This is a genomic window from Stenotrophomonas sp. 96582_Sma, assembly GCF_056480905.1.
In genome coordinates, this window is record NZ_CM151122.1 from 2,532,331 (window position 1) to 2,546,543 (window position 14,213).

The following is a 14,213-nucleotide window of genomic DNA, read 5'->3' on the forward strand; positions in this document are numbered from 1 at the left end:
CCGGTCAGGGCTCAGGCAGTTCTTCGATCTGCCGGGACGGATCGGCCAATCCCATTTCGTGCAGCACGCGGATGGCCTGCGCGCGGTTGCGCACGCCCAGCCGCTCCATGATGCGTGTCATGTGTGCCTTGACCGTGCGCAGCTGTACGCCCAGCCGGTCGGCAATCTGCTTGTTGAGCAGGCCCTCGGCCACCAGCCCCAGTACCTTGTACTGATGTGCCGACAGGCTGGCCAGGCGCGCGGCCAGGTCGGCATCCCTGCTGAACGTCGCCACCCGGGCCACCGGTTCGCGCAGCAGCGCCGGGATCCAGCGCTCGCCCACCAGCACGGACTGCAGCGCGGACTGCAGCTCGTTCAAACCCGAGCTCTTGGGCAGATAGCCCGCGGCGCCAAGGTCGATGGCACGCCGGATGACCTGCGGCTCCTCGTTAGCGGAGACGATGATGATCGCCAGGCCCGGCTGCAACGCACGGATCGTGGCCAGCCCGGCCAGTCCGTGGTTGCCCGGCATGTGCAGGTCCAGCAGCATCAGATCGATCGACTGGTTCTCGATCACCTCCAGCACGCTGTCCAGCGAATCAGCTTCGCTGATCTGCAGATCGGCGACCGCCTCTTCCGCCGCGCGATGCAGTGCCGCGCGGAACAAAGGGTGATCGTCGGCGATGAGCAGGGTGGGCATGTCCTGGCGAGATTATCAAATCGGGTGCGCGCGGGAACAGGTACCTAGGTACGCTGGTGCAGCAGGAAGGGCTTGCTAGTGTGGTGCGGAGAAGGCCGGCGACCGCAACGCCGCCCACGAGGAAATGCCATGTCATCCGCTCCCACTCCCGATGCCCATGCCTATCCACTGCTGATCAAGCAGCTGCTGCTGATGCCGCTGGCGGTGAGCCCTGAACAGGAAATCGTCTACGGCGACCAGGTCCGATTCGACTACCGCACCCTGCAGGCGCGCATCGGCCAGCTGGCCGGCCTGTTGACCTCGCTGGGAGTCGGCCACGGCGACACGGTGGCGGTGATGGACTGGGACAGCAACCGCTACCTGGAGGCCTACTTCGCCGTGCCGATGATCGGTGCGGTGCTGATGATGGTGAACGTGCGCCTGGCCCCAGAGCAGATCGCCTACACGCTGAACCACGGCGGGGCGCGGGTGATCCTGGCCAACCGCGAGTTCCTGCCGCTGCTGGACGCCATCGACGAGCAGCTGCCGGACCTGCGCACGCGCATCCTGCTGGACGATGCAGGCGGTCCGCTGCCGCCAGGCTTCGCCACCGAGTACGAAGCGGGGTTGCGCGATGCCACGCCGATCGTCCGCTTCCCGGACTTCGACGAGAACGCCCGTGCCACGGTGTTCTACACCACTGGAACCACCGGGCTGCCCAAGGGCGTGTATTTCAGCCACCGGCAGCTGGTGTTGCATTCGCTGGCGGCGATGGCCGCGCTTGGCGGTGCACCCCGTCAAGGCCGCCTGCATCGCGACGATGTCTACATGCCCATCACCCCGATGTTCCATGTGCACGCGTGGGGCCTGCCCTACGTGGCTACGGCGATGGGCATCAGGCAGGTCTATCCGGGGCGCTACCTGCCTGCGACGCTGCTGGCATTGATCGCCCGTGAGAAGGTGACCTTCTCGCACTGCGTGCCAACCATCCTGCACATGCTGCTGGAGCATCCGGACGCGGCGCAGACCGACCTGGAAGGCTGGAAGGTGATCATCGGCGGTGCCGCACTGCCGCGTGCGCTGGCGCAGCGTGCGCTGGCGCGGGGCATCGACATCTTCGGCGGCTATGGCATGTCCGAGACCTGCCCTCTGCTCACCATCGCCCAGATCGACGTGGACAGCGTGACCGATGCCGATGAGGTGCTGTCGCTGCGCACCAAGGCCGGCATACCGGTACCACTGGTGGACCTGCGCATCGTCGACCCGGACATGAAGGATGTCGCCCACGATGGCATCGCCACCGGAGAGGTCGTCGTGCGCGCACCCTGGCTCACCCAGGGCTACCTGCACGATCCGGATGCATCTGCAGCACTGTGGGCAGGAGGCTATCTGCATACCGGGGACATCGGCAACATCGATGAATGCGGCTACCTGAGGGTGACCGACCGTATCAAGGATGTGATCAAGACCGGCGGTGAGTGGATCTCCTCGCTCGCCCTGGAGGACATCATCGCCCTGCATCCGGCGGTCAGCGAAGTCGCGGTGATCGGCATCGCCGACACGAAATGGGGCGAGCGGCCGTTGCCGCTGGTGGTCAGGCAGCCTGGCAGTGAGGTGACCGAAGCGGAGATCATCGAACTGGTCGCTGCGCGAAGCCGCTCAGGGGACATCTCACGGTATGCGATTCCGGAACGGGTCAGTTTCGTGGAATCGATCGAGCGGACCAGCGTGGGCAAGATCAACAAGAAGAAGCTGCGTGGGTTGCATGACCCAGCGACTGGCTCGGGCCGTGGGTGATCTCCGCCCGATCGCCGAGGTCAGTGTTCGCACGGCGAGGTATGGAGCGGCACCCCGGAACCATGATCTCCCGAGGTACCACTGTACTGCAGCAGACCTGGTTCAGTTCTGCCAGGACCGGTCACCCTCAGTCGATGCAGGGTCCCTTCGCAGCGATCTCCGTGCCGGATCCCTTCGCACCGATGCTGGCGGGGCCCTGGCATGCGTCAAAGCTGTACTTGATCAGCTTCCACGCCCCACTCGACCACCGGTATGTCCACGACTCGGAAGCACCGCTCGGCAAGGTATTGGAGATCGAGATGACCTCTCCCTCCACACCACGTGCAGGCAATGGAACAGGCGGGCCCGCCGCACCGGCCGGCTTCAGGCTGCCAGCAGACTGATAGCTGTGCGAGATGGCCAGTTCGCCCGTCTGCAACGCCGGCGCGTAGGCGGGCGAATTCCGTTTGATCCAATCGACGATGTAGCCGGCTTCCAGCGAATCCGGCGCGTACGTGGCCTTCGTAACTACAGTGGCGGTCGCGGTGCCCGCGATCGGTCCTGCATTGACGCCCCCACCGGGGACTCCACTCAGTGCCAGCACCAATGGCAGCGCCGCGCCCAACAGCGAGAACTTCATACCCTGCTCCTTGTGTGTATGCAGCTTTCTCAACGGGCCGTCTATGACCCGCGGGCAGTGTAGGCATTGCGGACAGGCTGGGCATCGGCGCAGTCATGCCCATTTCTCATATCCATCAGGCTTCGAGCGCGAGCTGTCCTGCTGAAGGTCGCAGCGCCGATTGTGTTGAACGCGGCGCTCAGATCCGCGTCGTTGCCATGAACCGTTCGCGGTCCTGCTGCGTACGGCGGCGGATCTCCTCCAGCGCCTGGCTTTCGGTCGCCTGCAGCATGGCTTCGAACAGGCGCTGGAAGTGATGGCGCATCGCATTGCGCGCGGCCACTGGATCACGCGCGCGCAGGGCTTCGAAGATCGCCATGTGCTCGTCCGCACGGCTGGCGCCATCATCATGGCAGACCCGGGCATAGACCTCGGTCACCCGCGGCAGTTCGCTGCGCATGCGCCAGATCTGCTGCACGAAGAATTCCACCACCGGGTTGCCGGAAAGCCGTGCGATGGCCAGGTGGAAGCGGCGGTCGTACTCGCCGGCTTCCGCGTCACTCAGGTCGCGACGGCACAGCGCTTCGGCCAACGCCTGCAGCTCGGCAATGCCGGCATCATCCAGATTGCTGGCAGCCAGAGCGGCGGCCTCGGCCTCGAATACCGCGCGGGCGGCGGTGAGGTCGAAGGCGCTGACATCCGGCAGACCGCCGGACGCCTGCGTCGGGCGCGGTTTCACATGCACGCCCGAGCCGATGCGGATGGCGATCCAGCCCTGCGCTTCCAGTGCGATCTCGGCTTCGCGGATGGTGACCCGGCTGACACCGAACCGTTCGGCCAGCTCACGCTCGCCCGGCAGCCGCGAGCCCGGCGGAAATTCGCCATCCTCGATCAGCTTGCGGAGCTTGGCAGCGATGGTCTGGTAAAGGCGGTTGGCGGACATGCGGCTGACCCTTGGCGATTCCTTCCGGGTCCCTGCCCTGCCACCGCGGCCGGCAAGGGTCCGGTTGGAGCGACGGCGCGACCACTGGCCGCGCCGCCCTGTTCAGAACTTGTATCGTACACCGAAATACGCACGCCGCCCGTAGGTCACCACTTCGCGGAAGTTCCCATAAAGCGGCTGGTAGGCCACGCGCGGCTCGTTGGTCAGGTTCATCAGCTCCAGCGACAGCGACAACTGCTTGTTCACCCGGTAGCGCAGGCGCAGGTCCACGCTGGTGTTGTCATCGTAGTAGCGGTTCTGCTGCGCGGTGTTGCCGGTGAAGTCCTGGTAGTAGTGCGAGCGGAACTTGCCGATGGCCTGGATGTTGAAGCGCCCGACGTCCCAGTAGATCGAGCCGGACAGCACGTGCCGCGAGAAACCACTCAGGCCAGCCGGTGGCACGATGGCCGGAATGATCGTGCCATCGCTGGCCAGCTGCTCACCCAGTCGCGAGTCCTGGGTCTGATAGTCGGCATCGGCGTAGTTGTAGCTCAGCTTGAAACCCAGCCCGTCGAACGGCTTGGGCAGGTACGACAGTCGATGGGTAGCGGTCAGCTCGAAGCCGGTCAGCGTGCTGTCCTCGTCGGTGGTTACCTGCTGCCGCACCGGCACGGTCACGCTCTGGCCGTCGATGGTGTAGGTCTCCGGCACCAGCGCAGTGGCGGTGCCGCCGTTGAACTGCTTCCAGTACACCGCGCCGGCCAGCATCGTGTCCGGGTTCGGGTACCACTCCAGGGAAAGGTCGCCGTTCCAGGACATCAGCGGCTGCGCGGCGGGGTTGCCGCTGGCGCTGATGTCATCCAGCGCGTCGGCCAGGTTGCCGTAGGTGGCATCACTGCTCACGTTGATGGTGCGCCCGGCACCCAGCGCGGCAATGTCCGGCCGTGACATCGCGCGATATGCACCGACCCGCAGCAACACGTCCGGGCGCAGCTCGAAGGCCGCGTTGAGGCTGGGCAGCAGCTTGTCGTTGCCCGCCTTGAACACCTGCGTGCTGTACTCGCCGGTGGGTTGCAGGCGGATCGTCCCGTCACCGTTGTCCTCGATGCGCAGCCCGGTTCGCACGCCTTCAGAACGAACATCGGTCTTGACCCAGCGCAGGCCGAGGTTGCCGGTCACCGGCAAGCCGAACAGGGTGCTGCTGAACTCACCCATCAGATAGAGCGCGCGTGTCTTCTCGGTGATATCGACATTGTTCGGATCCTGGAAACCCGGATCCAGCCCGCTGTCGAGGCTGCCGCGGAACGACTGGTACAGGCAGTTCGGATCGAAGTACGCCCACGAGGAGATCGTGTTTCCGCTGGCGGCATCCATGAAGTCATCCTGCGGGAAGGGTGCACGGCAGGCCTGGTTGGCGGCGATGATCTTCGCTTTGTCGGCCGCCACGCGCTGGTCGTAGTCGGTTACCAGGGTGTTGTCGCGCAGGCGGTAGTCGGCCTGGCTGGCGCGCACGCCGCCCTTGATGCGGGTGAAGAAACCGGACTCCGGCATGAAGCTGGCATCGAAGCGGCCGGCCTTGATCCTGTGGTCATTCTCGGTGGCGCTGGAGGTCACCCGCGCCGCGCCGGTGTAGGCGTCCCAGTTGTTGGGGTCGAAGTTCGGCGCCAGGGCAACACTGGGCACTTCGCCGTGCCAGTCCCAGTCATAGTCCACGTAGCCGGTGGCACCACTGCTGATACCGGGCACGACGGCATTGTTGACGTCGCGCTGGTTGGCGCGCAGGCGGGTCATGCGCTCGCTGTCGAGGCGATTGGTGTGCGAGTAGGAAAGATCGGTAGACAGCTCCCAGGCCGGGGTCGGGCGCAGGATCAGGTTCAGGCCACCCCCGGTGTATTCCTCGCCACGCCAGTAGCGGTTGGAGGTGGAATCAATCGAGGTGCTGCCGTGCAGGTGGCGCACGATACCGTCTTCGTCAACCTCGCGCTGGGTGATGCCGCGTCGTGCGTTGGACAGGCTCAGATCGCTGCGGTTCTCATACCAGTTGCGCTCGGTGTGCTCGAAGTCGAGGTTCACTTCAACCACATCATTTGGCCGCCACTGCAGCGCGGCGAACTCGCTCTGCCGGTCGTTGCGCTCCTGCTTGAGCCGGTAGATGCGGCTGCTCGGCACCAGGTAGTACGGCGCGCCGTTGGCGATGGCCTGCGCGGACACTTCGTTGCAGTTGGCATTGCCCACGTTCTGCGTGCCATCGCAGGCATACCAGGTGGAACCGCTGGTAATGCTCTCTTCCGGATCGGTGCCGTCCAGGCGCTGGAAGCCCAGCGAGATGCCCAGCTTCTGCCCGTTGCCGAACTCGAACTGATCGATGTAGCTGGCGGTGCCGCGATAGCCGATGCCGTCCTTGTCACGGTACTTGCTGTCGTACTCCGCCCAGCTGCCGCGCAGGTCCAGCTGCACTGCACGCTTGCCGTACTCCAGTGGGCGCACTGTTTCCAGGCCGATGGTGCCGGCCACGCCGCCTTCGATGATGTCGGCGCGCTGGGTCTTGTAGATGGCCACCGTGTTGATCAGCTCGGCCGGGAACATGTTGAAGTTCACCGAGCGGTCGCCGCTGCCGTTGGTGATCTCGCGGCCATTGAAGTTGGTGCTGCTGAGGAAGGCGCCCAGGCCCCGGATCGAGATCTCCGAGGCGCCGGTCTTGTCGCGGGTCGAGGCGGCGCCGGTCAAGGTCTCGATCGCATCGGCCAGCGACGGTGCCGGCAGGTCGCCGATGTCATCGGCCGAGAGCACGTCGGCGATGACCGTGTCGTCGCGCTTCTTGTTGATCGAACTCTGCATTGATTCGCGGATGCCGGTGACCTGCACCTGGTCCAGCGTGGTGGGATCCTGCCCTGACGCGTCCTTGCTGGACTGCGCCTGGGCCGCGGGCATGCCCGCCAGCACGGCAAGCAGCGCCACGATCAGGGGTGTGGGGGACAACGAGATGCTGTGCACTGCTCCGGCGGGTCGCCGCATGGTTTCCTCCTCCCAAAGGATCGCCTGCATGCCAGGCGTGGGACGCAGCTTCGGCACGGCGACATGAAAATGTCAACCAATTGGTATGCGAATGTTCAAATGCCTTTCATCCATACCAGTTGAATGCAATTTAATGTGCTCATGCAGCATGACTTTGCGCGAAAGCTGGCTTACAACGGACCCGGAAGTGGTATGCAGACCCACCCTGAAACGACGGCCCGGCCGTCTCTGGAAGGATTTCATGCGCATTCGTCCGCTTGCTCGACATCCGCTCAACAATCCATCACTGTTTTGCCTGACCACTGGTCTGGCAATGTGCCTGACCACTTCAGCGGCAAGTGCAGCCAGCTGGCTCGTCCACGATGTCGCTGAGTTCACTACCGCCGCCTCGGCGCTGCAGCCCGGCGATGAGATCGTGTTGGCTGACGGCACCTGGACCGACGCGCGATTGCTGCTGAAAGGCCAGGGCACGGCAGCCGCGCCGATCGTGTTGCGCGCGCAGACCGCCGGCAAGGTCGTCCTCAGCGGACGTTCGGACCTGCGCCTGGCGGGTAGCTACCTGCAGGTGTCCAACCTGGTGTTCCGCAACGGCTATACGCCGGGTGATGCGGTGGTGGCGTTCCGCGAATCCAGCAAGGCGGTGGCCCGCCACAGCCGGGTGACCGGCCTGGTGATCGATGACTACACCAACCCCGATGCCAGCGACCAGGACTACTGGGTATCGCTGTATGGCAGCAACAACCGGTTGGATCACAGCCAGCTGCGCGGCAAGACCAACGCCGGGCCCACGGTAGTGGTGGTGCGCGATGCCACCCAGGGCCTGGACAACCAGCACCGCATCGACCACAACTGGTTCGGACCGCGCCCGGCGCTGGGCGTCAACGGCGGCGAAACCCTCCGCGTCGGCACCAGCGACACTTCGTTGAGCGATTCCAACAGTACGGTGGAGAACAACTGGTTCGAAGGCTGCGACGGCGAGACCGAGATCATCAGCAACAAGTCCGGCGGCAATACCTACCGCGGCAACGTGTTCTACCGTTCGGCCGGCGCGCTCACGCTACGCCATGGCAACGGCAACCGGGTGATCGACAACGTGTTCCTGGGCGACGACAAGGCCGGCACCGGCGGCGTGCGCATCATCAATGCCGACCAGACCGTCAGCAACAATTACTTCGAACGATTGGCCGGCTCCAGCAACCGTTCCGCGCTGGCGGTGATGGACGCGCAGGCCGATCCGCCGCTGTCCGGCTATGCGCCGGTGGTGAATGCCACGATCAACCGCAATACCTTCGTGGACGTGGCGAAGATCAGTTTCGGCGTCGGCCATGATGAAGCCAAGGGCATCGTGGTCGCCGCCAGCAACAGCCGCTTCAGCGCCAACCTGATCGTCAACCGCACCAGCAGGAACCCGCCGAATGCCGCCAGTTCGCTGGCCGGCATCGACTTCAGTGGCAACGTGCAGTCACCGGCAGCCAGCACCGTATTCCCGGGCGGCGTAGAGGGGCGTGGCGTCAGCCTGCAGCAGGCTGCCAGCGGATTGTGGGTGGCAGCGCCCGCCCTGCCCGCCGTGGGCGCCGATCCTGCCCTGGCGATGACCGCGCGCGAGGCGACCGGCGTCGACTGGTATCCCAAGGTGGGCGAAGTTGCCCTGTCACGCACCCGCAATGGAGTTGATCGATGAGGTTGCAGCCGCTGTTCGTCTCCCTGGCCCTGGCCACCCCCTTTGCCCTGCTGCCGGCCGCGCCGCTGTTCGCAGCCCCCGCTGCCGCAGCGAGGCAGGCCGACACCGCGCCGGTGCTGGTGACCGCAGCGCAGTGGCAGCGGATGGCCAGCGAAGGCGGCCCCTACCCGTGGTTCGCCAAGGAACAGGCGCGCACGGAAAAATCGCTGAAGAAGATGATGAAGGCCGGCATCGACGTGCCGGTACCGAAGGACAAGGGCGGCGGCCGCACCCATGAACAGCACAAGCGCAACTACCAGGCCCTGATGGCGGCCGGCACCCTGTACCGGCTGACCGGCGACAAGGTCTATGTCGACTACGCGCGCGACATGCTGCTGCAGTACGCCAGGCTCTACCCCACCCTGGGCCCGCACCCCGAAGGCCGCGGACAGATTCCAGGCCGCGTGTTCTGGCAGGTGCTCAACGATTCGGTGTGGCTGGTCAACGCCATCCAGGGCTACGACGCGATCCGCGACGCGCTGTCCGCCGAGGACCGCGACACCATCGAATCGAAGGTGTTCCGGCCGATGGCTGAGTTCCTCGTCAGCGAGCCGAAGAACTACGACCAGATCCACAACCACGCCACCTGGGCGGTGGCCGCCACTGGCATGACCGGCTACGTGCTGCGCGACCCTGAGCTGGTGGAGAAATCGTTGCGCGGCAGCCAGAAGAACGATCAGTTCGGCTTCCTTCGCCAGATCGACCTGCTGTTCTCGCCCGATGGCTATTACGAGGAAGGCCCGTACTACCAGCGCTACGCACTGGCACCGTTCCTGCTGTTCGCCAACGCCATCGAACGCAACGAGCCGCAGCGCAGGATCTTCGCGCGCCGCGACGGCGTGCTGCTGAAGGCGGTGGATGTGCTGGTGCAGTCCAGCTATGACGGCCTGTTCTTCCCGATCAACGATGCCATCCTGGACAAGGGCATCGATACCGAGGAACTGGTGGCCGGTATCGGCATTGCCTATGCGCGCACCGGTGACGACCGCCTGTTGTCGGTGGCCCAGCAGCAGAAACGCCTGCTGTTGTCCCCCGAGGGACTACAGGTGGCGCAAGCACTGGCCGCCAACAAGGCCAAGCCCTTCGATTACCGTCCGATGCTGCTGCGCGATGGCCCGGACGGCGACCGCGGTGGCCTGGCGATCCTGCGCATGAACGGCGAACGCGGCCAGGCGCTGGTGCAGAAGGACACGATGCAGGGCATGGGCCATGGCCACTTCGACAAACTCAACTGGCTGTTCTACGACAACGGCAATCCGGTGGTGACCGACTACGGCGCTGCCCGCTTCCTCAACGTGGAAGCCAAGCGGGGTGGCATCTACCTGGCCGAGAACCGCAGCTGGGCCAAACAGACCGTGGCCCACAACACCCTGGTGGTGGACGAACAGAGCCACTTCAAGGGCGACTGGAAGCGCGGCGAGGAGCATGCCCCGCAGGTGCGCTTCTTCCAGGCCGATGCCGATACCCAGGTTGCCTCGGCGACCATGCGCGATGCCTACCCCGGCGTGGTGTTCACCCGCACCCAGGCGCTGCTGCGCCACCCCGACCTGGGCCTGCCGGTGGTGCTGGACCTGCTGCAGGTGCACGGCGACAAGGCCGCGCGCTACGACCTGCCGCTGCACTTCAACGGCCACATCGTCACCACCGGCTTCGAGGCAGAACACTTCCCCACCCAGCGCCCGGTGCTGGGCAAGGACAACGGCTACCAGCACCTGTGGCTGGATGCACGCAGCACGCCCGGCAGCGAATCGCGTTCCCTGGCGTGGCTGCTGGATGGGCGCTTCTACACCTACCGCTTCGGCAGCAGTGCGCCGGCACAGGCGCTGCTGGTGGAAAGTGGTGCCAACGATCCCGAGTTCAACCTGCGCCGTGAACCGGCCCTGCTGCAGCGCGTGGAAGGCCAGAAGGACGTGACCTTCTTCAGTGTGCTGGAGCCGCATGGCGAGTACAACGGCACCGCCGAGTACGTGCACGGCGCGGACAGCCGCATCAAGGACATCGTGCGCAGCCGGGGCAGCGATGCAGCGGTGATCGAACTGCGCCTGGCCAGCGGTGCACGCATCGCCCTCGGCGTGGCCGACGACAGCAGCGCCAAGGGCGAGCACAGCGTGACCGTGGACGGCCATGCCTACCGCTGGAGCGGCAGCCATGCACGCATGGACCGCAGCAAGGGTGACGGAAAATGAACGGCCCTGCCGTGGTGGCCAACCTGCGCAAGTTGCCGGTGCGTTCAGCAGTGCGCTGGTTGATCGTGGGCCTGATCGCCGTCGCTACGGTCATCAACTACATCGACCGCAATGCACTGGCGGTGATGTGGCCGGAAATCGCCAGGGAAGTAGGCGCGACCAAGGACGACTATGCCCTGCTGGTAACGGTGTTCATGCTGTTCTACGCCGCCGGCCAGTTCCTGTTCGGGCGCCTGTTCGACATGATCGGCACGCGCCTGGGGTTCGCCCTGTCGATCAGCGTGTGGTCGATCTCGATCGCGCTGCACTCGATCACCCATTCGATGCTTTCCTTCAGCCTGGTAAGGGCGATGCTCGGCATCAGCGAAGCGGGTGCGTGGCCCGGCGCGGTCAAAGCCAATGCCGAGTGGTTCCCTGCGCGCGAACGCGCGTTGGCGCAGGGCGTGTTCAACGCGGGTGCGTCGATCGGCGCGATCGTCTCCGCACCCGCCATCGCCGGCCTCTATCTGTGGCTGGGCTGGCGCGGCACCTTCGTGCTGGTCGGTGCGATCGGCTTCCTGTGGCTGCTGCCGTGGCTGTTTGTCTACCGCGCCGGGCCGGACAAGCATCCGTGGGTGAGCGATGCCGAGCGCCGGCTGATCCAGCAAGACCAGGCCGGGCAACAGACAGAGGCGGCGCCCAAAGCCAGCGTGCGCGAGCTGCTGGCCCATCGCCAGAGCTGGGGCATGCTCGCCTGCCGCTTCCTGCTGGATCCCATCTGGTGGCTGTTCGTGTCCTGGCTGCCGATCTATCTCGCTGAAACCTTCGGCTTCGACATCAAGCAGATCGGCCTGTTCGCCTGGGTACCCTTCGTCGGCGCGATGCTGGGCAGCCTCAGTGGCGGCTGGCTGTCGGGTCGCATGATCCGCGCCGGACACAGCGTGGACCGCGCCCGCAAGCTGGCCATCACCCTGGGGTGCGTGATCATGGCGCCTGCACTGCTGGGTGCTGTGCTGGCCAACCAGCCGCTGCTGGCAGTGCTGGCAATCGCTGCGGTGCTGTTCGGCTTCCAGGTAGCCATCGGCAACATCCAGACCCTGCCCGGCGACCTGTTCGACGGCCGTTCGGTGGGCACGCTGGCAGGCCTGGGTGGCCTGGCGGCGGTCGCCGGCACCTTGATCACCACCTGGCTGGTGCCGGTGCTGACCCGCCACTCCTACGCCCCGATCTTCATCCTCGTTGCCGCGCTGGTGCCGCTGTCGCTGGCTGCGCTGTGGTGGTGGACCGGACCTATCCAGAAGCTCGACCGTCGCGGCGGCTGAGCCTGGGTCTCCTTCTTTTCCAAGTACTTCCATTCCCCCGCAAACCAAGGAGTTTTCCGCATGTCGTTCCAGGACAAGGTGGCCATTGTCACCGGTGGTGGCCGCGATATCGGCCGCGCCGTTTCGATCAAACTGGCTGCCGCCGGTGCACGCGTCTGCATCAACTACGCCCATGATGAAGCCAGTGCCCAGGAAACGCTGGCAAAGATCCAGGCGGCCGGTGGCCAGGCCATCGTGCATCGCGCCGACGTCACCGATGCCGCCGCCGTGGCCGGCCTGGTCGCTGCGGTACAGGCCGCGTTCGGCGAGCGTATCGACCTGCTGGTGAACGTGGCCGGTGGCATGGTGCAGCGTCGGCCGCTGGCTGACATCGACCCGGCGTTCTTCCACGCCGTGATGGACCTGAATCTGACCTCGACCTACCTGACCACGCACGCGGTGGTGCCACACATGCGCGACGGCGCAGCCATCGTCAACTTCGCCTCCCAGGCAGGTCGTGATGGCGGCGGCCCGGGCGCATCGATCTACGCCACCGCCAAGGCGGCAGTAATGACCTTCACCCGTGCCATGGCCAAGGAGCTGGGGCCGAAGGGCATCCGCGTGAATGCACTGTGCTGCGGCATGATCGCCACCCGTTTCCATGATGAGTTCACCAAGCCGGAAGTGCGCACGGCCGTTGCCGGCGCTACCCCGCTGCGCCGCCAAGGGGCGCCGGACGAAGCCGCCGACGCTGCCGTATTCCTGGCCTCGGATGCGGCGGCGTTCATCACCGGTGCGAATCTGGACGTCAACGGCGGCACCTACTTCTCCTGACTGGAATCCTGACCATGCAGCGCTGGACGCTCCTGCTTTCATTGACGATCTGTTCCGCCGCGGCCGCGCCCGGCGCGTTGGCCGCACCGGTCTGGGTCACCGCGTGGACCGCCTCGCCGGCACCGGACCGCAAGGATGGCATCGCCGAGGCCCCCCTACAGTTCGCCGCGCAGACCGTGCGCCAGGACATGCGCATCGGCAGCCGTGGCGATGCGTTGCGGCTGCGCATCAGCAACGAACTCGGCACGGCGCCGTTACGGGTCGAGGACCTGCGCGCAGGAGTGAAAAACGGCACGTCCGCCCCTCTGCCGGTAACGGTGGATGGCCGCGCGGTCATCGAGGTGCCGGTGGGTGCCGCGCTGCTGAGCGACCCGGTACCGATGCCGGTGACGCCGCTGCAGGAGATCAGCGTGACGGCCTATTTTCCGCAGCCGACCCGCCCGGCGGTGCGCCGCACCGAAGTGCGGGTAGCGGACGGCAGGCAGACATCGGTTGCCGACAGCGTGCGGCTGAGCTACCAGCAGAACGTGTTCTCGGCAGTGATGGTGCAGCGCGCTGATCGTCCCCAGGTGATCGTGGCACTCGGCGATTCCATCACGGAAGGTGCCACCGCCCGTCGCGGAACCTTCAACCAGTGGCCGGAGCGATTGGCGCAGCGCCTGCAGCAAGCCTGCCCGAACCGGTTCGTGGTACTCAATCAGGGCATCAGCGGCAACAAGCTGCTTGACCATGGCCGCAGCCACAGCGCCCTGTCACGATTGGATCGCGATGTGATCGCGGTGGCCGATGCCGATCAGGTCATCCTGTTCGAGGGCATCAATGACATCCGCCACGGTGGTGGCACGCAGCCGCTGCCTGGACGCAGTGCGGCGGACATGCTGCTGGGCTATCAGCAGGTTGCAGCGCGACTGCATGCGCACGGCATCCGCGCCTGGCTGGGTACGTTGACCCCATTCGGTGGTTCCGAGCGCTACGAGCCCGTGTCCGCAGCGACCCGCACCTCGATCAACCAGTGGGCACGCGGTGGGAAGACCGGGTTCGATGGCATCATCGATTTCGATGCCGCGCTGCGTGACCCGAAGGCCGTGGAATCGTTGCCCAACGACATCACCCGCGACCACCTGCACCCCAATGACGAAGGCTACCGGCGCATGGCCGATGCCATCGATCTGCGCATGCTGGGCTGCACCCCCACCGAATGAG

Annotated in this window: 10 protein-coding genes; 6 read left to right on the forward strand and 4 right to left on the reverse strand. The window is 65.6% G+C overall.

Going from position 1 to position 14,213, the window contains the following annotated elements; genetic code table 11:
- Nucleotides 1–4: 4 nt before the first annotated feature.
- Entirely contained in the window at nucleotides 5–679 is a 675-nt protein-coding gene (locus ACZK2R_RS11775; protein WP_180837161.1) for a response regulator transcription factor, read from the reverse strand.
- A 129-nt stretch (nucleotides 680–808) separates the two neighbouring features.
- Here ACZK2R_RS11775 and ACZK2R_RS11780 point away from each other — a divergent pair, with 129 nt between their 5' ends.
- Complete coding sequence (locus ACZK2R_RS11780; protein ID WP_180837163.1) at nucleotides 809–2,455, forward strand: fatty acid--CoA ligase; 1,647 nt, start codon at nucleotides 809–811, stop codon at nucleotides 2,453–2,455.
- A 127-nt stretch (nucleotides 2,456–2,582) separates the two neighbouring features.
- Here the strand turns inward: ACZK2R_RS11780 and ACZK2R_RS11785 are convergent, their stop codons facing one another.
- The 3 genes from ACZK2R_RS11785 to ACZK2R_RS11795 all read right to left on the reverse strand — a co-directional run bounded on the left by ACZK2R_RS11785 (nucleotide 2,583) and on the right by ACZK2R_RS11795 (nucleotide 6,990).
- Nucleotides 2,583–3,074, reverse strand: a complete 492-nt coding sequence (locus ACZK2R_RS11785) for a hypothetical protein (protein WP_180837165.1) — start codon at nucleotides 3,072–3,074, stop codon at nucleotides 2,583–2,585.
- A 178-nt stretch (nucleotides 3,075–3,252) separates the two neighbouring features.
- Nucleotides 3,253–3,996, reverse strand: coding sequence for a FadR/GntR family transcriptional regulator (locus ACZK2R_RS11790; RefSeq protein WP_032127248.1), 744 nt, complete (start codon nucleotides 3,994–3,996; stop codon nucleotides 3,253–3,255).
- Between the two features lie 102 nt (nucleotides 3,997–4,098).
- Nucleotides 4,099–6,990, reverse strand: a complete 2,892-nt coding sequence (locus tag ACZK2R_RS11795) for a TonB-dependent receptor (protein WP_180837167.1) — start codon at nucleotides 6,988–6,990, stop codon at nucleotides 4,099–4,101.
- A 241-nt stretch (nucleotides 6,991–7,231) separates the two neighbouring features.
- Here ACZK2R_RS11795 and ACZK2R_RS11800 point away from each other — a divergent pair, with 241 nt between their 5' ends.
- The 5 genes from ACZK2R_RS11800 to ACZK2R_RS11820 are packed head-to-tail and all read left to right on the forward strand — an operon-like array spanning nucleotide 7,232 to nucleotide 14,212.
- Nucleotides 7,232–8,671, forward strand: a complete 1,440-nt coding sequence (locus ACZK2R_RS11800; RefSeq protein WP_180837169.1) for a polysaccharide lyase 6 family protein — start codon at nucleotides 7,232–7,234, stop codon at nucleotides 8,669–8,671.
- Nucleotides 8,668–10,896, forward strand: a complete 2,229-nt coding sequence (locus tag ACZK2R_RS11805; RefSeq protein ID WP_180837171.1) for an oligoalginate lyase — start codon at nucleotides 8,668–8,670, stop codon at nucleotides 10,894–10,896. The genes ACZK2R_RS11800 and ACZK2R_RS11805 overlap by 4 nt, the downstream gene beginning before the upstream one ends.
- Nucleotides 10,893–12,197, forward strand: a complete 1,305-nt coding sequence (locus ACZK2R_RS11810) for an MFS transporter (RefSeq protein WP_180837173.1) — start codon at nucleotides 10,893–10,895, stop codon at nucleotides 12,195–12,197. The genes ACZK2R_RS11805 and ACZK2R_RS11810 overlap by 4 nt, the downstream gene beginning before the upstream one ends.
- A 60-nt stretch (nucleotides 12,198–12,257) precedes the next feature.
- Nucleotides 12,258–13,010: an SDR family NAD(P)-dependent oxidoreductase gene (locus tag ACZK2R_RS11815; protein ID WP_180837175.1), complete on the forward strand. Its 753-nt coding sequence runs from the start codon at nucleotides 12,258–12,260 to the stop codon at nucleotides 13,008–13,010.
- Between the two features lie 14 nt (nucleotides 13,011–13,024).
- Nucleotides 13,025–14,212: a GDSL-type esterase/lipase family protein gene (locus ACZK2R_RS11820; protein WP_180837177.1), complete on the forward strand. Its 1,188-nt coding sequence runs from the start codon at nucleotides 13,025–13,027 to the stop codon at nucleotides 14,210–14,212.
- Nucleotide 14,213 lies beyond the last annotated feature (1 nt).